The following is a 19,472-nucleotide window of genomic DNA, read 5'->3' on the forward strand; positions in this document are numbered from 1 at the left end:
ACCTGTATTTTTCACCATTAAGACCTTTTAGAAATGAAAAATATTACACGCACATCTCTGGAACAATTTTACAAGGAAGCTGTAGAGTTTACAGGTAAAGAACTGCATGAGATCCTGCCACAGGATATATCTAAAGAAATCGGTCATTTTAATATTTTCGATATTTTTGAAACGCTTAAAGATGTACAGCAACAGAAAGTAATGCCTTATAATCGCAGAACTTATTATAAAATAAGTCTGATCAGAGGTAAAAACAAAGCTGAATATGCTGACAAGGTGATCAACATACAAAAAAATGCTCTTTTATTTGCTACCCCAAAAATCCCTTATCACTGGATTCCTCAAGATGCAGAACAATCAGGTATGTTTTGTGTTTTTACTGAAGAGTTTATGATTAAAAATAAAAGCGGAGTCGTTTTAGATGAATTACCGCTTTTTCAGTCAGGAGGGATTCCTGTTTTCGAAATTACAGATGAAATAGCAGATGAAATCGCTATTATATTTCAAAAGATGAAACAAGAAATAGCTTCTGATTACACCTTTAAATATGATTTACTACGCAATTACCTTCTTGAATTAATTCATTACGGGCAAAAATTACAACCTACCGGCTCTTTAACTGTTACCCAAAATGCTTCTGAAAGGGTAATTTCGTTATTCATTGAACTTTTAGAACGGCAATTTCCTATTGAATCCACAAGTCAGAAATTAACTTTACGAACCGCTAAAGACTTTGCCGAAAGGTTAGCTGTTCATGTTAATCACTTAAATAAGGTGTTAAAAGAAAATATCGGAAAAACAACTACTGATATTATTAGCGGTCGACTAATTCAAGAAGCAAAAATACTGCTTAAGCAGACGAATTGGAATGTTTCTGAGATTGCTTATTGTCTAGGCTTTGAGGAAACAGCGCATTTTTCCAATTTCTTCAAAAAACATACTGAAATGACTCCTTTAACTTTTCGGTCACAGACTTAATATTTGATTTTTGCAACAAACTGTTTGAAACACGCAAACCTGTCCTTTCATGGTTATCATAATTTTGTATTAACAAAAAAAACAAAAATATGAAAACACAAAAAATCGCATTAGTTACAGGCGGAAACCGTGGTTTAGGTCGTAATATGGCTATTAATCTGGCTAAAAACGGAATTGGTGTTATTATCACCTATAATAGTAACCAAACTGAAGCCGGGAAAGTTGTTGCAGAAATTCAGGCTATCGGACAAAAAGCCATTGCTTTTCCATTAAATGTGGAAAAAACAGAAATGTTTGATTCCTTCATTCAAAAAATAACTCAGCATCTACAAGAAAGTACCGGAAGCCCTAATTTTGATTTTCTTATCAATAATGCCGGAACGGCTCTTTATGCTCCGTTTTCAGAAACTACAGAAGAACAACTGGATGCAATGTTTAACATTCACTATAAAGGGGTATTCTTTTTAACCCAGAAAGCACTTCCTTATATAAATAAAGGAGGTCGGATCATCACTATTTCTTCAGGTCTTGCCAGATTTTCATTTCCCGGATCTTCCGCTTACGGTTCAATGAAAGGTGCTATTGAGGTTTTAACCCGATATCTTGCCAAAGAGTTAGGACCGAAAGGAATTAGTGCTAATGTTGTGGCACCTGGTGCCATTGCAACTGATTTCGGTGGCGGAAGGATTCGCGATAACAAAGAGATCAATGATCAAATTGCAAGTATCACAGCATTGGGACGCGTTGGCCTTCCGGATGATATCGGTGGAATAGTTGCCTTTTTATGCAGTGAAGAAGCGCACTGGATAAACGGACAGCGTATTGAAGCATCGGGAGGAATGATGCTTTAAAAACAAAAACGGCTTGAAAAATCAAGCCGTTTTTGTTTACATGGGTAATTTCTTTTTCATTTCTTCCACTATATTATAAGCTGCAGGGCAAATGGCAACATTTTTTAATGTCAGGTTTGCTATCTGATAAAACTTTTTTCTGTCGGTATGCGGAAATTCTCTACAGGCTTTCGGGCGCACGTCATAAATAAAGCATTTATTATCATGATCTAAAAAAGTACATGGTAATGATTGCAATACATAATCATTATCTTCATCTATCCGAAGGTACTGTTCAATGAATTGTTGCGGTTTCAATTTCAAGAATTTTGCTATTCGCTCAATATCAGCAGCAGTAAACAAAGGTCCTGTTGTTTTGCAACAATTTGCACACTCTAAACAATCCGTCCGTTTGAATTCAGCTTCATGTAGATCTTGCATCACATAATCTAAATTCTTAGGTGGTTTCTTTTTTAGCTTGTCAAAATACTTTTTGCTTTCGTTATGCTTATCTTTGGCAAGTTTCGGCAATATATCGATTTGCGGATGTGTCAATTTAGTTTACTTTTTAAGAACACAAAATTACTCATTTCGTACTAACAAATAAAAACATTAATTATATACAATGAAAGATCTATTCGGAAAAGCCATTTTGGATTATCAAACTCAGAACGAGCCTGAAGATTTAATCACAGAAACCTCAATAAGTGAAGCTGACGAAATGAGCGTGGCTTATCTTTTCAGAAATTATGATGAAATGCCCCGAATAGAACAAAAAGCATTGCAAATGGCAAATGGCAGAATACTCGATGTAGGCTGTGGTGCCGGAAGTCATAGCTTGTATTTACAAAACGAACGAAAACTTGATGTAACATCAATTGACATTTCTCCCAATGCTATTAAAGCTTGCCAATTGCGCGGATTGAAAAAAGCCAAAGTTCAGGATGTAATGACATTAGAAAACGAAAAATTCGACACCATCCTTTTACTTATGAATGGTGCGGGAATGTGCGGAAAATTAAAGAACATTTCAAAGTTCCTTCAAAAACTGAAATCGCTTTTGAATAAAGGAGGCCAAATTTTAGTTGACTCATCAGACATTATCTATATGTTTGACGAAGATGAGGACGGAGGAAAATGGATACCCACTGATGTGGATTATTATGGCGAAGTCATTTTTGACATCCAATATAAGGGAGAAAAAGAAGACTCTTTTAACTGGATGTATATTGACTATAACACATTACAAAATGCTGTTCACGCAAATGGATCGCAATGCGAACTGGTTTTAGAAGGCGAACATTATGATTATTTAGCCAAGATACACTAAAACAACATTTTAAATTATTTTTTTCATATATTTATAACATTGTCTAATTATAAATCAAATTTTATGAAAAAAATTCTACTCCTTTCTTTATTATTAACAAGCGGGTTAACCGCTCTTAATGCCCAAACGAATCTAATATCTGAAGGTTTTGACGATATTACCACATTAAGCGGGTGGACACAAACTAATCAGAGTTCAACAACCGGTACGAATCCAAACTGGTTTCAAGGAAACAATATAGGCAATAGCGGTCCTTTTGATTCTTATTCAGGAGCAGCGGACTCTTATGTTGCCTGTAACTATAACAGTGTTGGCACTGGCGATATCAGTAATTGGCTAATCACGCCTACATTGTCATTACAAAATGGCGATATTATTTCTTTTTATACCAGAACAGTGAGTTCTCCTGCTTATCCCGATAGGTTGCAAATACTTTTAAGTACTACCGGAAACAGCACAACCATCCCATCCGGGGGACCAACTGATGTAGGAAGTTTTACCACTACTCTTATTGATATCAACCCTTCCTTAACGACAAGTGGTTATCCGAGTACCTGGACCTTATATACTGCTACTATTAGCGGATTGAGCAGTGCAACTGATTGCAAAATTGCGTTTAGATATTATGTGACTGACGGCGGACCAAGCGGAACTAATTCAGATTATATTGGTGTAGATTCTTTTTCTGTAGACCGTCCACTTTCTACTGAAAACTTTTTCACTCAGAATTTTAAAGTCTACCCTAACCCAGCAACAAATTTCATTCAACTTGAAAGTAGCTCATCTTCAATCGAAAAGTTTGAGCTTATAGATATTAATGGACGAATTGTTTCAAGTCAGAAAACAAATGCTATGGCTATCCATATCGATATTACCGACTTACAATCCGGTATGTATCTGCTAAATGTATATACCGAATCCGAAAAAAGTCAAACAAAGATTCTCAAATATTAGTAAAATAAAAAAAGCCCCGTACTACGGGGCTTTTATAACTTAAAAAATCAGCAGATTATTGCATATATTTCATCATTAATCCCTGTAATTCCATTCCCCATTCCTGACCGGCAGCCATATTCTTTTTATATAATTCGCCTGCTTTTTCAGCCATTTTCTTTCCAACAGGAGTTTCATAGAATTTCAACATTGCTTTAATGTCATCGTGGGTATATGTTTCCATATATACTTTTGCCATTTTTTCGTATAATGATGGTAAAGTAGCATCAAAATCTTTAGAGAATGCTTCTTTATTAGCTTCAGGAATACTAGCCATGATTTGCTCTTTTGCGGCAGCCATTGGTCCTGCAGCTCCTGATTTTTCAATTACTTTTAACACATCTGCTTTAAAACCATCTTGAGCAAATGTCACTGCCCCAGACAATACTAAGAAAGCAACTAAAATAACTTTTTTCATTTTTTATGATTTATAATTTATACAAATATAGAAAACACGTAGAATTTCACTATGGAATATTCAAATATTTATGAGTTTGTAAAGAAATTCTCCATTTCGGATGCTGCATTACGTAATCTATAATAAGCGGAGTCATTTCTTCTTTTCGGCTCCATTCCGGCTGTAAGAACAAAATAGCATTCGGATTTACTTTTGCGGCTTGTTCTTCAGCAAATTGAAAATCATGTTTATTGTGTACGATCATTTTTAATTCATGCGCACATTCATAGGCTTGCTGAACGGGTAACTTTGTTTTTTTGGGTGACAAACAAAACCAATCCCATTCTCCCGTAACCGGATAAGCACCGGAAGTTTCAATATGTACTCGTAATCCTTCTGCTTTTAACTTTGCTGTTAAAACGGACATATCCCAAGTCAAAGGTTCTCCTCCTGTTACGACTACCGTTTCCGCAAGTTCTTTAGCATTCTTCACAATATCATCCGTTGTTGTGGGCGGATGCAGATCTGCATTCCAGCTTTCTTTAACATCACACCAATGACAACCTACGTCACAGCCACCTATCCTTATGAAATAGGCCGCTCTTCCGGTATGAAATCCTTCTCCCTGAATGGTATAGAACTCTTCCATTAAGGGAAGCATTTCTCCTTTATCTACTGCTAACTGAATTTCTTTACTGAGCATTTTTATTTTTTTAACTTAAGAGGATAAAAAATCCCAACTTATGTCGGGACTCTTTATTATATGATTAGCATTGCATCTCCGTAAGAATAGAAACGGTATTTTTCTTTAATCGCTTCTTCGTATGCTTTTTTCATCAAATCATGTCCGCAAAAAGCTGAGATCATCATTAACAAAGTAGATTTCGGTGTATGGAAATTGGTTACCATACAATCTGCTATACTAAAATCGTAAGGAGGATAGATAAATTTATTGGTCCATCCTACATAAGGATTTAATGTTTTCATTGATGAAACAGAGCTTTCCATAGCACGCATAGAAGTTGTTCCGATACAACAAACTTTCTTTTTTGCTGCTTTTGCTGAATTTACAACATCACAGGCTGCTTGTGAAATGAACATCTCTTCAGAGTCCATTTTGTGTTTTGACAAGTCTTCCACTTCAACCGGATTAAAAGTTCCTAAGCCGACATGTAGTGTAATTTCAGCAAAATTAATTCCTTTGATCTCTAAACGTTTCATTAGATGTTTAGAAAAATGCAACCCGGCAGTCGGTGCTGCTACAGCTCCTTCTTCTTTTGCATAAATTGTCTGGTAACGATCCGCATCTTCCGGAGTAACATCTCTGTTAATATATTTAGGAATCGGGGTTTCTCCCAGATCAATTAGTTTTTGGCGGAATTCTTCATAAGAACCGTCATATAAAAAACGTAAGGTTCTACCTCTTGACGTTGTATTATCGATAACTTCTGCTACAAGAGAATCGTCATCCCCGAAATATAATTTATTCCCAATTCTAATTTTACGAGCCGGATCTACTAAAACATCCCACAAACGTTGTTCTGCATTTAGCTCTCTCAACAAAAATACTTCTATACGAGCTCCTGTTTTTTCTTTGTTTCCATATAAACGAGCCGGAAATACTTTTGTATTGTTTAAAACCATAACATCACCATCATCAAAATAATCAATGATATCTTTGAACATTTTATGTTCAATTTCCCTGTTTTTCTGTGTACAACCATCAAACGGGACTCATCTCTGTTCTCTGACGGGAATTCAGCTAATAATTCAGCTGGTAAATTAAAATTAAAATTAGATAATTTCATGCTTAAATTTTAGAAATTAGAAAATTAGAATTCAGCTTATTAGGCTAAAATCCAAAACGGTTGCAAATATACTACTGCAAAGTAGGGGTTGTCAAGTAAATTAAGATTTATTTTTGAAAAACAGCTTAATTGTTATATTCTATCCATTTGAAACCCTACAGCTTTCAAATCGCTCCAAAAGTCGGGATAGGATTTGCTTACCACTTCTGCTTCTTCAATGATAAGCGGAACCTTAAGTGCTAAAGGCGCAAAAGCCATAGCCATTCTATGATCCTGATAAGTCTTTATAGCTATATTTTTATTAATCTCCATTGTTGTTTTTAAGTGTAACGATTCATTTGTAACGGATATCTCCGCTCCTAATTTACTTAGTTCAGCATTTAACGCCTCCAAACGATCCGTTTCTTTAATTTTCAAGGTATGCAATCCATACAAATCACAAGCTACTCCTAAACCGAAACAAGTAACGGCTATGGTCTGGGCAATGTCCGGACAATTATTAAGTTGATAACTAACCTTTGCTTGTTGATCGTTTTTTACTTTTTCAAGTACGATCGAGTGATTTTCACTGAAAACAGTTTGCACTCCGAAATCTTCATAGATCTGAGCCAAAGCTGAATCTCCTTGTAAACTGTTCTTCTTGTAACTGGACAAGGTAATCCGGGTTCCGATCTCTGACAATGCCACAATAGAATACCAGTAAGAGGCCGAACTCCAATCGGATTCTACGGTTAGTCGGGATGCTTTGACAAGCTCAGCATGACCAACCGAAATTATATTGTTTTTAAAAGAAGTTTTTACACCGATCTCGTCTAAAAGAGCCAAAGTCATTTTAATATAGGGAATCGAAGTAATCTCTCCTTCTAAAGTCAGCTCAAGTCCATTTTCTAATTTAGATGCAATAAGTAGCAATGCAGAAATATACTGACTGCTTACATTTGCCGGAAGTGCAACTTGTGATTCGCTCAATTTTCTTCCTTTTATTTTAATTGGCGGATAGCCTTCCTTTTCTTCGTATGAGATTTCGGCGCCTAATTGTCGTAAAGCTTCGACCAGAATTTTAATCGGGCGTTCTTTCATTCGGGAAGAGCCGGTCAATAGTACTTCTTTTCCATCTTGGACTGCAAAAAAAGCTGTTAAAAAACGCATGGCAGTTCCTGCGTGGTGGACATCAACAGTTCTCTCTTTTTCAGACAATCCTTTTAAAGCTTTTTGCATTACTTCTGAATCATCTGAATTGGAAACATTATCAATAGTCAAGTGCGGATACAACGCTTGCAGCAATAACAAACGATTCGTTTCGGATTTAGAACCCGTTATTCTGACTTCTGACTTTTGATTATTGACCTTTGCCTTTTCTAAATGTAAATTCATTGTTCTTTTATGAGATTCCTACGGAATAACAAACTAATAGGTTTAAACTGAAAACTATTTCAGTTTTTCGTTATTGTGATGACGATCGTGATCGCGTTTGGTTTTTACATCCATTTTTTTATCAAAAGCCGCTTGTAAATCTACTCCGGTTTGATTAGCTAAACACAATACCACAAAAACAACATCTGCCAGTTCTTCTCCTAAATCTTTATTTTTATCACTTTCTTTTTCGCTTTGCTCTCCATAACGACGAGCAATGATACGGGCTACTTCTCCTACTTCTTCTGTTAATTGAGCCATATTGGTCAATTCATTAAAATAGCGTACACCATGTTCTTTGATCCAATTATCAACTTCTTGCTGTGCGTTTTTTATATCCATTATATTTTTTGTTTTAAAACTATTTTCTCATCGGTCTTTTTTAACAATTCATCAAAAAATGTTTTCAAAGACTGGTAATTATGTACCGGAACAATAGAAGACCTGAATTCTAATGTTGATACCATTTGGATACTATTAGGGGTTGGGTTTGCTATTTGATAGGTAAATAAAATTTCTCCCCTTCAGTCACATAACTTACGGCCTCCGGCAAATATTCTATTTCAAATCCTTCCGGTAACTTAATCACTATATTATAATTTTCCTTAAATGGGTAATTGACCTCTATCGGAAATTTTCTTTCACTATCCTTAAATGGGTTTTCATCCATTTTCAGGAACATCATAGGTGATAAATACATTTTATTTCCTATTTGATCTACGAGGTTTGAACTTTCTAATTCAAAATTAACAATTACATTCTTTGGTTTGTCATCATTAACTTCAAATTCAGATATTTCGATATTATCATACTCATTTTCGGTATTTTTCCGAACTACATCTTCAGCTTTATCCGCAAATCTTTCGGCAAAAACAAATGCTTCATAATTTGTTAATTGTTCTCTGTATTTTCCTTTTATGGTTCCTTCTTCGTCCATCTCTACCATGAGAGTACTCGCCTGAATTGACCTCATATTACTTTCTAAAACGATATCTTCCATCGTTCCGTTTGCTCTTATGAGTCTTCCGAACCAGTTAATTGCTTTGATCGGGATGATGTTTTGTTCCGTGTTTTTATTGGTAGCATCCAGTAGAATCACCTCATCTCCCTTTTGAACTCCTGCAATGACATAGTTAAAAGCAAATCTACTGGGAAATAATGCAATTCCGTTACTTCTGGTACTTAAAAGTACCGGATTAGCATCAAATCCTGCATACTGAAGCATGGCTACTAACATTAAATTAATATCTGCTACATTTCCTATTTTTTCTTTATATGCTTTTTTGACTCCGTTGTCTACAAGGTATCCGTTCTTTTCATTCCAGTTCATTCTATTTTGAACAAACTTAAATATTGCTTCTAATTTTTCATCTTCACTCAAGCCTTTTATTATGGCTTCTAAATCTTCTTCAAAATATCTTTTCTGTTTGATCTCTTTTCCGAACCTGATTTCATCGTAAATAGTTTTTACAACAGACTTCCAGGTTGTTGCCACTTCTTTCGGTGCCTGATTCGGGTAACTGATTCTGGCCAACTCAAAACTGATCTTTGACGTATAATTATCAATATTTCTAACGAATTTTTCTTCTTTTATTGCCGGAATATTTTTTCCTGTATATGTATGCTTTAGCTTATTAAAATCTGTCGACCTAACCGTCTTTTCTTCTAATGCAATATTTTCATATCCTGTCATTAACGTTCTGTAACTAAAGAACTCCGGAATGTAGACCATATACTCTACAAAATCGACCGGAATATCATATTGAAAATACCAATCATCAAAATTGCTTATATAGGGTGAGGTGATCTTATAACTATATTCTATGATTGAACCTACTTTAACATCCGGAAAAGCTAACTTTTTTTTACTCCATCTATCGTTAATCTCTTCTTTAAATTCACTATCTGACCTAACTTTAGTCTTTACAACTTTTCCATCTACTAAGTTATAAGTGTTAGCTTCCGTGATGTTTATCCTTTCACTGTTATGTCCTGAAAAATAAAGAATTTCCTGATTAGCAAAGTCCAGACCTTCTTTTTTATAAATTTTTATCTTAACCTCTACTTTTGTTACTATTTCCCAATTTCCTTCCCGATAAAGGATAAACTCTGTCAATCCTTTTTTAAACATATAAGATGCCGATGCGGTAGAATCTGTAAGGTGATTTTTCCGGCTTAATTCTTCAACGGTAACTTCTCCTAGCTCGTAATCCTGAGAATAGCCCATTAATCCGATTAGAATGAATAGATATTTTATCATTTTTTATTAATTAGAATCTTTATGTTGTCTCCTTTTATAATCTTTCCTATAAATTTTTGGTATTCATCAAACCGATCATTTTGATACTTCCCTTTCTTAAGGGTCAGTTTTCTGATATAACTTACTGTATTTTCAGACTTTAACTGAAAACTTAAATCGTATTCTCCGAACTCAGAACGAATACTGATCTCTGATGGCAATTCACTTACTGTATAGCCTTCAGGTAAAAGAATATCGATACGGTCTTCTTCATAGTAACCTCTTTCTATCTCAAATGGTAATAAGCGGTCGGGATCCTTTCGGGAGTTTTTCTGCATTCTGTTAAATGCATTATAGTGAAATATCAAATCGTCACCGTATTTTTCGACATAATTCACAGACTCCATAGCTATCTCTTCTTTAAAAAGAACGGCCTCCTTATCATTTATCAGATTTAATGATTGAATATTCAGGTTTTTAAGATAGCTATACGTATTTAAGTAATGGTCTTTTTTATCTCTTTCAGGAGCAGTATAAAGCTCTCTATACACTAAATAATCTAACCCCGAAGATTCTATGGTGATCTTTGAAGTCATAGTTCCGCTTTCTGTTATTTTATAAGACCCGGTAGTTATCTGCCTGTTTGTTTCGGCTTCGTATGTTTTAGTTCTTACAATCTTTGATTTGTCCTTATCAACAATCAAAACTTTTCTGTCATCTGTAAAATTTCCTTGAAAGCCAAACGGAATATCCTGACTTGTACATTCCAGCCATATTATATCCTCTTTGTCTGGTATTCCGAGAATCACATGGTTTCCTTGAACAGACACAAAGTCTTCAACTAAATCTCTTTTCGCCCGATCGCCGTAAACAATCGTATAATATGACGGAATATCAAATGCTTTTAATAAACTTCTGGTATAATTTGTCAATGCTTTACAATCACCATATCCTAATTTATCAACCTCAGCAGCTTTCATCGGTTTCCAGCCTCCTATTCCTAATTGAATACTTACATAACGAGTATTATTCTGGACATAGTTGTAAATGATCTTCGCTTTCTTTAAATTGTCTTTTTCGTCTTTAATCAGATTTGCAATTTTCTGAATTGTCTCTTCCGGAATTTCTTCCGTATCTGCCAATAAATAGGTATACATCCAATTCCCGAATTCTTCCCAGCTTTTAGCCGTTCCTTTTATTCCTTCCAGTTCAAATTCTTCCAAACCAATCATCACTTTGGGAAAAACTTTATACATGCTTGGTGCATATCGCTCTTTCTGAACTGCGTTAACACTATCCAAGCTAAATCTCAACAGGTCTTGTTCGTCTTCTACTTTTATTGAATGATCTGTTATTTTGGTTTCAGGATCTAATATTTTGTAGTTCAGATTCAATTCTTTGTTGTATTTTATTTCAAACTCAGAATGTATTAAACTCATGTTATAATCACTTATTGGCATCCACGAAGGTAAGAAAGCGGTATTATCGGAAACTATTTCACTTTTATAAACTATTGTAAAAGGATATTCCGTGGGTACATAGTCAAAATAAAGCACCCTGTTATCCGTTATTACAGATCCTTGACTCACTGAATTCTCTTCAAAATCTTTTTTACGGATTTTTTTTATTTCTTTACCCAAAGCATTAAAAACGGTAATTTCAACATCTCTGACAACTGTTGACTTACTAAAGAACTCATACGTATCCAAGCAATTTAGTCCTTGTTTATTAAATACTGTAATGACTCTGTACTTATTTAATTTAAACTTATTATAATCTGTAATTTCCAGATTGAGTTTGTAGTCTTTGATTACTGCATTTGCTTTTTCATATACATCTTTAGGGTAAAATGCTATAAAACTTTCTTGAGAAAATGCTATTGCTGAGTAGCATAAAAAAAGTAGTAATCTTAAATATTTTTTCATGGTTAAATTTACTCTCTGTTTTTACTATCCATTAAAATAGTGACCGGGCCGTCATTCACTAAAGCAACTTTCATATCAGCACCGAAACGACCGGTTTGTACTTCCTTGCCCAATTCTTTCTTTACCTTTGCTACAAATTCTTCATACATCGGGATTGCAAAATCCGGTTTGGCTGCTTTACTATAACTCGGGCGATTCCCCTTTTTTGTTAATGCATGCAAAGTAAACTGGCTCACAATGATAAGATCACCTTCAGCCTCTTTAACGGAATTATTCATCACTCCGTTTTCATCTGCAAATATCCTTAAGTTCACTATTTTTGATGCCAGCCAGTCTATGTCTTCCTTATTATCCGAATCCTCTATTCCTACAAGAACCAGTAAGCCTTTATTGATCTTGGCTACTTTTTCCCCTTCTATTGTTACAGATGCTTCTAAGGTCCTTTGAATGACTACTCTCATTTTTTATTCAGAACGTTTGCGTTTGTATTATTATTTTTCATTCCATAAATATCATTGCGATATGTTTCATCATCTCCTTCTAATATTTGTAAATAGCTTTGGTAACGAGACCATGCAATTTCGTCTTTTTCTAAAGCTTCTTTCACCGCACATTTAGGTTCTTCTTTATGCAGGCAATTGTTGAACTTACAATGTTCTTTTAAGGCAAAGAACTCCGGAAAATAATCTCCTATTTCTTCCGGTTCCATATCCACCATTCCAAAACCGCGAATTCCGGGTGTATCAATAATTTTAGCTCCGAAACTCAAATCATACATTTCAGCAAATGTTGTGGTATGCTGCCCTTGTTGGTGTTGTTCTGATATTTCAGCCGTTTTTAAGTTCAACTCAGGTTCTATTGCATTAACTAATGTAGATTTCCCCACACCTGAGTGTCCTGAAAACATAGACACCCTTCCTTTCATTAATTCCTTTAATTCTGTTATTCCTTTTCCTTCTCTTGCTGAAACTCGCAAACATTGGTATCCGATATCTGAATAAACAGCCTGCAAATAAAGTTGTTCCTCTAACGCTGTTTCATCCAGCGTATCAATCTTATTAAAAACAAGGACTGTTTCAATTCCGTAAGCTTCGGCAGCTACTAGAAAACGATCTATAAAACTGGTTGTAGTTACAGGATTGTTTATGGTAACCAGTAAAAAAGCAATATCAATATTTGATGCTATGATATGAGTCTGTTTGGAAAGATTAACCGATTTACGGATAATGTAATTTTTTCGGTCATGGATATGATGAATCACTCCGAAAACTTCATCTGCTGAAGTATCCGCATCAAAATCTACCCTGTCTCCTACCGCAATAGGATTGGTACTTTTAATACCTTTGATTCTGAATTTCCCTTTTATACGGCAATTATACGTCTCTCCCTCTTCGGTTTTTACTACATACCAACTGCCAGTAGATTTATACACGGTTCCTGTCATGAAACAAATATACTATTGAATTTTGAATTTATAAAAAAGGAGAAGTTTATAATTACTTCTCCTTTTTACTTTTAATCTTCAAGAATCATTCTTCCTAACTTATCTTTTTTCTTTCTGGATGAGTAAACAATGAATTCTTTAGCTGATTTTCTGTAATACACTCCTGGTCTTAAAACTAATTCGTTTTTAATTACTTCTTCAGGATCTTTACGGGAAATATTTCCGTTGTCATCAAAAACAAATAGAGCCGGAACAGCTTTGTTATAATTTCCTAATGATTTAATCTCTTCAATATCTGTAATACCTTTGTTTTTTACATTATCATTGATCAAAACATTCAGAACACCATTTTTATAAATAGGAATTGCTCCTAAATATTCCGGACCTTTACCCATTTGTGCAATCGGGATCTGAATAGAGCCCCCAACTGTAAACGAACCACTAGAACTACTAACTCCTAATCCTATTGACATTACACTAACAGAAGCTTGTTGTTCTTTCGGTATTACATTACTCCAGTCAAGAGAACCATCCGGCTTTAAAGAAGTTACGATAATCTCATTTTTAGTATATGTTATAGGAGTAAGTGCTAAAGGTCCTATTCCCGAAGATCTTCCAACCACAACTAACTGGTATTCAGAAAGGACAATTAAACCACCATCGTTTTTCTCTATTATCGTAGTAATATTGTATAATGGTTTTACATCTTTTCCTTTCTTTGCTCTTCGCTCTCCGATCAATTTTACTTTAGTTTCATAATCAAACTCATTAAATTTCACACTTTCTACTTGATTTGTAGCCAGGTTGATCGTTCCGTTATAAACTCCTTTCAACTCTTTATTTGCCTTTCCGTTATCTCTAACGCTTGAATAAAAACCAACAACTTTTAATGTATTTTTATTGGTAGATAGTAAAGAACAGTTTATAATTTCTTTGTCTTTAATATCTATTTTCACTACTTCTTTAGCATAGTTATCCTGTGCCTTAAAAGTATGTATTTCAAATTTTTCTATTTGCTCTTTCTTTTTTGAATCTCTGTAACTCTCATTAATTACTAAAAAGGCATCATTTTGAAAATTCACTTCAAAATCAGAAATAGTAAACTCATAATCTTTTTTAGAGTCATCAAAGTTTACTTTTTCTACATTAGAGAAAAGCATTTTTAAATTTTCATCAAAAAGCTTAACGTCATATTTTATTGCATCTTCTTTAGGGAATTCGGAAGTGTGCATAATTAACAAGGTACTGTCATCCGGAGATAATTTAAAATAAAAATCTCCCCTTTTTGATTTTTTTGCAACTTCTGCATCAAATAAAACAGTTGAATTTTTATCTAATATCCCTTTTTCAGAAACTTGTGTCGCTGTTAAATTAAAGATCTTCTCTTTTCTATTGTAAACACTTCCAATAACATATAACTTCCCATTTAACATGAAGATCTCTTCAAAATCTACATCTTTATCAGACATTGTAGGAATAACAATCTCATTAGAAGAAAGGATTTTCATCGATGCCGAATCAAAGGTTTTAATAAAGAATTGATCTTTTCCTTTAATAGCTAATGCGTAAATTTTATTGGCTGTTTCACCAACAATCTTAACAATTTTTTTCCCGTCATCCGGTAATTCTTCTCCGTACGTAAGGTTAATTTTGTCAATTTTATTTTGACCTATCGCAGGAACAGTCAAAATAAGCAGCAGTAAAAACTGGTAGATTTTTCTCATCTTATAAATTTTTAAGCCGCGATATTACAAAAAAATGGATATATTTAACAAATTATTAAGAGCGTTTTTTTCATCGTTTTTCATTGAAAATCATTTATTACGAAATCTTTATTTTTTATAAACTTTTTCTTGATGATTAATACTTTCCTGATGAATTGCCTTAAATATTCGCAATACGAATTCTTCGCTTAAACCTTTATTTTCTCCATCTAAGATCATTTTCCCTAAAACTTCATTCCAACGTTTATTTTGCAAAATAGCCACATTCTTTTCCTTTTTCAGTCCACCGATCTGATCTGCAATTTTCATTCGCCCTCCCAAAATTTCTAATATTTTTTCGTCATACTCGTCGATTTGGGCTCTTAATTTAGCTAATCTTGAATTGTAATCGTCTGCTTCGTCGGTTTCCTTACGAACTTTTAAATCTTTAAAAATTTGTTTTAAAGCAGTTGGTGTCACTTGCTGAGCGGCATCACTCCATGCGTTATCGGGATCAATATGTGTTTCAATAATCAATCCGTCGAAATTCAGATCTAACGCTTGTTGTGAAACATCCTGAATCATATCTCTTTTTCCTGTAATATGTGAAGGATCACAGATTAACGGCAAATCAGGAAAACGATTTTGCAATTCAATGGCAATCTGCCATTCCGGATTGTTGCGGTATTTTGTTTTTTCATATGTTGAAAAACCGCGGTGAATTACACCCAACTTTTTAATATCAGCATTATACAAACGTTCTAATCCACCAATCCATAAGGCTAAATCAGGATTTACCGGATTCTTTACCAATACAATTTTATCGGTTCCGCGTAAAGCATCTGCAACTTCCTGAACGGCAAATGGGTTTACCGTTGTACGAGCACCAATCCACAACACATCAATATCATGCTCCAGTGCTAACTGAACGTGAGCCGCCGTTGCTACTTCAGTCGCCATTAAAAGTCCGGTTTCTGCTTTTGCTTTTTGTAACCACTTTAATCCGATAGCCCCAACACCTTCAAATCCACCCGGACGCGTTCTCGGTTTCCAGATTCCGGCTCTGAAAACAGAAACATCTGAGTCTTTCAATTCATGTGCAATTTTTAACACCTGATCTTCTGTTTCAGCACTACATGGTCCGGCGATCACTAACGGATGATCTAATTTGAATTCGTCTAACCATGTTCTCATTTCTTTTTTATTTTCCATAACTCTTATTTTTTAATACTTATTCCGTTTAATATTTCTTTTATTCTATTGGTATTTTGCATTTCGTCATAAACTTTCTCAAAAGAATCATCCTCTAACAAAGCTTTGAAATTACTTAAATTATCTATGTACTCTTTTAAGGATTCTAAAACAAATTGTTTATTTTGTTTAAAAATAGGCGTCCACATGGCAGGCGAACTTTTCGCTAAACGAACGGTACTTTCAAATCCACTTCCTGCCAAATCAAAAATATCGCGTTCATTCTGTTCTTTTTCAATTACCGTTTTCCCTAACATAAAGGAACTGATATGCGACAAATGTGAAACATAAGCGATGTGCTTGTCATGTGCCACCGGATCCATGTATCGGATGCGCATTCCTATTTTATTGAACATGTCCAAAGCTCGTTCTTGCAACTTAAATGCTGTTTTTTCAACTTCACAAATGATATTGGTTTTTCCGTCAAACAACCCTTCCAATGCTGCTTCTGGTCCAGAGAACTCTGTTCCGGCAATAGGATGTGCTGCTAAAAAGTTACGCCTGTTAGAGTGGTTCTTGACTTTTTCACAAATAGTATATTTAGTAGAACCTACATCAAAAACCAAGGTATCTCCTTTAACCAGATCCAAAACTTGTTCCAATATAACAGCACTTACATCTACCGGAACCGAAACGATCACACAATCAGCATGCACTACGTCTTTTAGTGTTGCTTTTTGATCTACAACTCCTAATTCCAAAGCTGTATTCAGATGAGCTTCATTCAAATCAACACCAAAAACCGTTACATTATCCAACTGTTTTTTAAAATCTTTGGCTAACGATCCTCCAATCAACCCGATTCCTATAACATATATTTTCATCTACTATAATGCTATTTTAAGATCTAATGATAATTTTATTCTGTCGATAGCTTCTTCAAGTTGCTGTTCATTAGAACACAAAGAAAAACGAATGAACCCCGAACCATTGCTTCCGAATATTGTTCCCGGAGTAATAAAAATGTTCTTCTCATGCAATACCTTATCTATAAAAACTTCAGAATCCTGCCCTTCCGGCAGTTTTGCCCAAACAAACATTCCTACAGCTTTTTTATCATAGGTACATCCTAATTTATCTGCCAGCTTGAAAACTAATTTTCGCCGGTTCTCATAAATCTTATTCAATTGTACGAACCATTTATCCGGCAATGCCAATGCGGCAACGGCTCCTTTTTGAATCCCATAAAACATTCCGCTATCCATATTGCTTTTTACTTTCAGAATGGCTTCAATAAATTTTGCATTACCACAAACCATTCCTATTCGCCAACCGGCCATATTAAAGGTTTTACTCAACGAATTTAATTCTAATGCCACTTCTTTGGCTCCCGGAACACTTAAAATTGATTGCGGGCTGTCGTTTAACACAAAACTATAAGGGTTGTCGTTCACCAAAATAATATGATGCTTTCGGGCAAAAGCGACCAATTTCTCAAAAAGTGCTTTACTACCTTTAGCACCCGTTGGCATGTGCGGATAACCAATCCACATCAATTTTACTTTTGAAAGATCTGATCTTTCTAAACGTTCAAAATCAGGTTCCCAATTATTCTCTGGTAACAAATCGTAAAAAACAGATTTTGCTTCCACTAAATGCGTTACCGAAGCATAGGTCGGATATCCCGGATTAGGTACTAAAACCTCATCTCCCGGATTTAAAAAAGCCATAGAAATATGCATAATCCCTTCTTTTGAGCCCATTAACGGAAGAATCTCCGTTGACGGATCTAATGCTACTTCATACCATTTCTGATAAAAAGCTTTCATTCCCTGACGTAATTCCGGCAAGCCTTGATAACTCTGATACTGATGCGCCTTTTCATGTGTCATACTCTCTACTATTGCATCTACGATAGATGCATCAGGAGCCAGATCCGGACTCCCGATTCCTAAATTGATAACAGGTTTACCTTCCTGTAGCATCTGAGCGACCTCTTTCAGCTTACGGGAAAAGTAGTATTCCTGTACCGTTTGCAATCTATTTGCTGTAGTTATCATATCGGGTTATTTTTATATTCTCCTAAAATTTTAAATTTTTCAGCCATGATCTTAATAATTGATTTGGCCTTTTCATAGTCTTTATATACTTCAAAAGTCACATCCACAAAAAAAGAATACTTAAAAGGTGTCTCAATAATAGGCATTGACTGTATTTTTGTTAAATTCAGCTTGCAATCACTCATTACGTTCAATATGGCAGCCAGACTTCCTCTTTTATGATCCAGTTCAAATTTCAAAGATGCTTTACTAATATCAGCTTGCGGAATTTCTACTTTCTGTTTAGACAGGATCACAAAACGCGTCATATTATTTTTTATCGTTTGAATTGAAGGCGCCAGTATTTCCAACTGATACATTTCAGCAGCCACTTCACTTCCTATCGCAGCAATTCCGGTTATTTTTTGATTAGATATCCTTTGTGCCGTTTCGGCTGTATCTTTATCTTCTACTAATTTAATATGCGGATATTTCTGTAAAAAATCCATACACTGTAATAGCGCCATTGGGTGTGAATGCACCTCTCTTATATCTTCTAAATCTTGCCCGTACAAAGCCAGCAGGTTCTGCTGAATAGGAATATGATATTCGCCTATAACCTGAAGATCATACTTATCAATTAAAGCATAATTAGGAATGATCGACCCGGCAATTGAATTTTCAATAGCCATAACTGCCTGCGTACTTTTCTCTTTCAGCAAACTCCCAACTAAATCCTCAAAAGATAAACATTCATCAATAGCCAAATCCTGCTTGTAATATTCCAAAACCACCTGATGATGAAAAGAACCTTTGATTCCCTGTATTGCTATCTTGTTTTCCATATATCAAAAAAAATCCCGAAGAAACTCTCCGGGATTGTTGTATATTTTTTTATGTTTTTACTAACCTGTTCATTTTTTTACATAACATAACAACAATCCCTTTTCTCTCCAGAAAAAGAAATAATAAAAGCTGTTAAAATATGTAAAGAAATTATTCAACATTTTGTCTTGTTTGATGCAGCTAATTTAATGAAAATTGTTAAACACCAAACATTTTTTAATATTTTTTTACGAAATCGTTTTAGTTTTAAATTTTGTTCAATACAAATTCATTGTATAATGTGATTCGTTCCGGTTTGGGTTTTTGTTTATCTTTACGACAAAATTTTAAATATCT

Annotated in this window: 18 protein-coding genes and 1 pseudogene; 4 read left to right on the forward strand and 15 right to left on the reverse strand. The window is 34.7% G+C overall.

What is annotated here, in order from left to right; genetic code table 11:
* Nucleotides 1-33: 33 nt before the first annotated feature.
* Nucleotides 34-978, forward strand: a complete 945-nt coding sequence (locus DI487_RS04470; RefSeq protein ID WP_109568595.1) for a helix-turn-helix domain-containing protein — start codon at nucleotides 34-36, stop codon at nucleotides 976-978.
* Between the two features lie 89 nt (nucleotides 979-1,067).
* The gene (locus tag DI487_RS04475; RefSeq protein WP_109568596.1) at nucleotides 1,068-1,829 is read left to right on the forward strand and encodes an SDR family NAD(P)-dependent oxidoreductase; all 762 of its coding nucleotides are present in this window, start codon (nucleotides 1,068-1,070) and stop codon (nucleotides 1,827-1,829) included.
* 36 nt (nucleotides 1,830-1,865) lie between these two features.
* On the opposite strand, the gene DI487_RS04480 is transcribed toward DI487_RS04475, so the two are convergent.
* Nucleotides 1,866-2,363, reverse strand: coding sequence for a YkgJ family cysteine cluster protein (locus DI487_RS04480; RefSeq protein WP_170108169.1), 498 nt, complete (start codon nucleotides 2,361-2,363; stop codon nucleotides 1,866-1,868).
* Between the two features lie 70 nt (nucleotides 2,364-2,433).
* Between DI487_RS04480 and DI487_RS04485 the strand changes: the two genes are divergently transcribed.
* Together DI487_RS04485 and DI487_RS04490 are read left to right on the forward strand one after the other, a co-directional pair.
* Entirely contained in the window at nucleotides 2,434-3,138 is a 705-nt protein-coding gene (locus tag DI487_RS04485) for a class I SAM-dependent methyltransferase (RefSeq protein WP_109568597.1), read from the forward strand.
* Nucleotides 3,139-3,201: 63 nt separating this feature from the next.
* A complete protein-coding gene (locus DI487_RS04490; protein ID WP_109568598.1) occupies nucleotides 3,202-4,092 on the forward strand; it encodes a T9SS-dependent choice-of-anchor J family protein in 891 nt (296 codons plus the stop codon).
* 55 nt (nucleotides 4,093-4,147) lie between these two features.
* Here the strand turns inward: DI487_RS04490 and DI487_RS04495 are convergent, their stop codons facing one another.
* From DI487_RS04495 to DI487_RS04560, 14 genes and pseudogenes are all read right to left on the reverse strand, one after another.
* Nucleotides 4,148-4,549: a DUF2059 domain-containing protein gene (locus DI487_RS04495; protein WP_109568599.1), complete on the reverse strand. Its 402-nt coding sequence runs from the start codon at nucleotides 4,547-4,549 to the stop codon at nucleotides 4,148-4,150.
* A 49-nt stretch (nucleotides 4,550-4,598) separates the two neighbouring features.
* Nucleotides 4,599-5,231, reverse strand: a complete 633-nt coding sequence (locus DI487_RS04500) for a 7-carboxy-7-deazaguanine synthase QueE (RefSeq protein WP_109568600.1) — start codon at nucleotides 5,229-5,231, stop codon at nucleotides 4,599-4,601.
* Nucleotides 5,232-5,287: 56 nt separating this feature from the next.
* A pseudogene (gene queA, locus DI487_RS04505) lies at nucleotides 5,288-6,336 on the reverse strand (tRNA preQ1(34) S-adenosylmethionine ribosyltransferase-isomerase QueA).
* 132 nt (nucleotides 6,337-6,468) lie between these two features.
* Complete coding sequence (locus tag DI487_RS04510; RefSeq protein ID WP_109568601.1) at nucleotides 6,469-7,710, reverse strand: 3-phosphoshikimate 1-carboxyvinyltransferase; 1,242 nt, start codon at nucleotides 7,708-7,710, stop codon at nucleotides 6,469-6,471.
* Nucleotides 7,711-7,764: 54 nt separating this feature from the next.
* Nucleotides 7,765-8,091 (reverse strand): nucleotide pyrophosphohydrolase, encoded by a 327-nt coding sequence (locus tag DI487_RS04515; RefSeq protein ID WP_109568602.1) that lies wholly within the window; start codon nucleotides 8,089-8,091, stop codon nucleotides 7,765-7,767.
* 151 nt (nucleotides 8,092-8,242) lie between these two features.
* Nucleotides 8,243-10,009 carry a DUF3857 domain-containing protein gene (locus DI487_RS04520; protein ID WP_109568603.1) on the reverse strand — a complete coding sequence of 589 codons (1,767 nt, stop codon included), beginning with the start codon at nucleotides 10,007-10,009 and terminating at the stop codon, nucleotides 8,243-8,245.
* Nucleotides 10,006-11,913: a transglutaminase-like domain-containing protein gene (locus DI487_RS04525; protein WP_109568604.1), complete on the reverse strand. Its 1,908-nt coding sequence runs from the start codon at nucleotides 11,911-11,913 to the stop codon at nucleotides 10,006-10,008. The genes DI487_RS04520 and DI487_RS04525 overlap by 4 nt, the downstream gene beginning before the upstream one ends.
* 8 nt (nucleotides 11,914-11,921) lie before the next feature.
* Nucleotides 11,922-12,374 carry a D-aminoacyl-tRNA deacylase gene (gene dtd, locus DI487_RS04530; protein ID WP_109568605.1) on the reverse strand — a complete coding sequence of 151 codons (453 nt, stop codon included), beginning with the start codon at nucleotides 12,372-12,374 and terminating at the stop codon, nucleotides 11,922-11,924.
* Complete coding sequence (gene rsgA / locus DI487_RS04535; RefSeq protein ID WP_109568606.1) at nucleotides 12,371-13,357, reverse strand: ribosome small subunit-dependent GTPase A; 987 nt, start codon at nucleotides 13,355-13,357, stop codon at nucleotides 12,371-12,373. Before rsgA ends, dtd begins: the two co-directional genes overlap by 4 nt.
* A gap of 71 nt (nucleotides 13,358-13,428) precedes the next feature.
* Nucleotides 13,429-15,081, reverse strand: a complete 1,653-nt coding sequence (locus tag DI487_RS04540; RefSeq protein ID WP_109568607.1) for a hypothetical protein — start codon at nucleotides 15,079-15,081, stop codon at nucleotides 13,429-13,431.
* A gap of 108 nt (nucleotides 15,082-15,189) precedes the next feature.
* Nucleotides 15,190-16,272: a bifunctional 3-deoxy-7-phosphoheptulonate synthase/chorismate mutase type II gene (locus tag DI487_RS04545; RefSeq protein WP_109568608.1), complete on the reverse strand. Its 1,083-nt coding sequence runs from the start codon at nucleotides 16,270-16,272 to the stop codon at nucleotides 15,190-15,192.
* Nucleotides 16,273-16,277: 5 nt separating this feature from the next.
* Complete coding sequence (locus DI487_RS04550) at nucleotides 16,278-17,135, reverse strand: prephenate dehydrogenase (RefSeq protein WP_109568609.1); 858 nt, start codon at nucleotides 17,133-17,135, stop codon at nucleotides 16,278-16,280.
* A gap of 3 nt (nucleotides 17,136-17,138) precedes the next feature.
* Complete coding sequence (locus DI487_RS04555) at nucleotides 17,139-18,311, reverse strand: pyridoxal phosphate-dependent aminotransferase (RefSeq protein ID WP_109568610.1); 1,173 nt, start codon at nucleotides 18,309-18,311, stop codon at nucleotides 17,139-17,141.
* Nucleotides 18,308-19,135: a prephenate dehydratase gene (locus DI487_RS04560; RefSeq protein ID WP_109568611.1), complete on the reverse strand. Its 828-nt coding sequence runs from the start codon at nucleotides 19,133-19,135 to the stop codon at nucleotides 18,308-18,310. The genes DI487_RS04555 and DI487_RS04560 overlap by 4 nt, the downstream gene beginning before the upstream one ends.
* Nucleotides 19,136-19,472 lie beyond the last annotated feature (337 nt).

This window comes from Flavobacterium sediminis, assembly GCF_003148385.1.
Classification (GTDB): domain Bacteria; phylum Bacteroidota; class Bacteroidia; order Flavobacteriales; family Flavobacteriaceae; genus Flavobacterium; species Flavobacterium sediminis.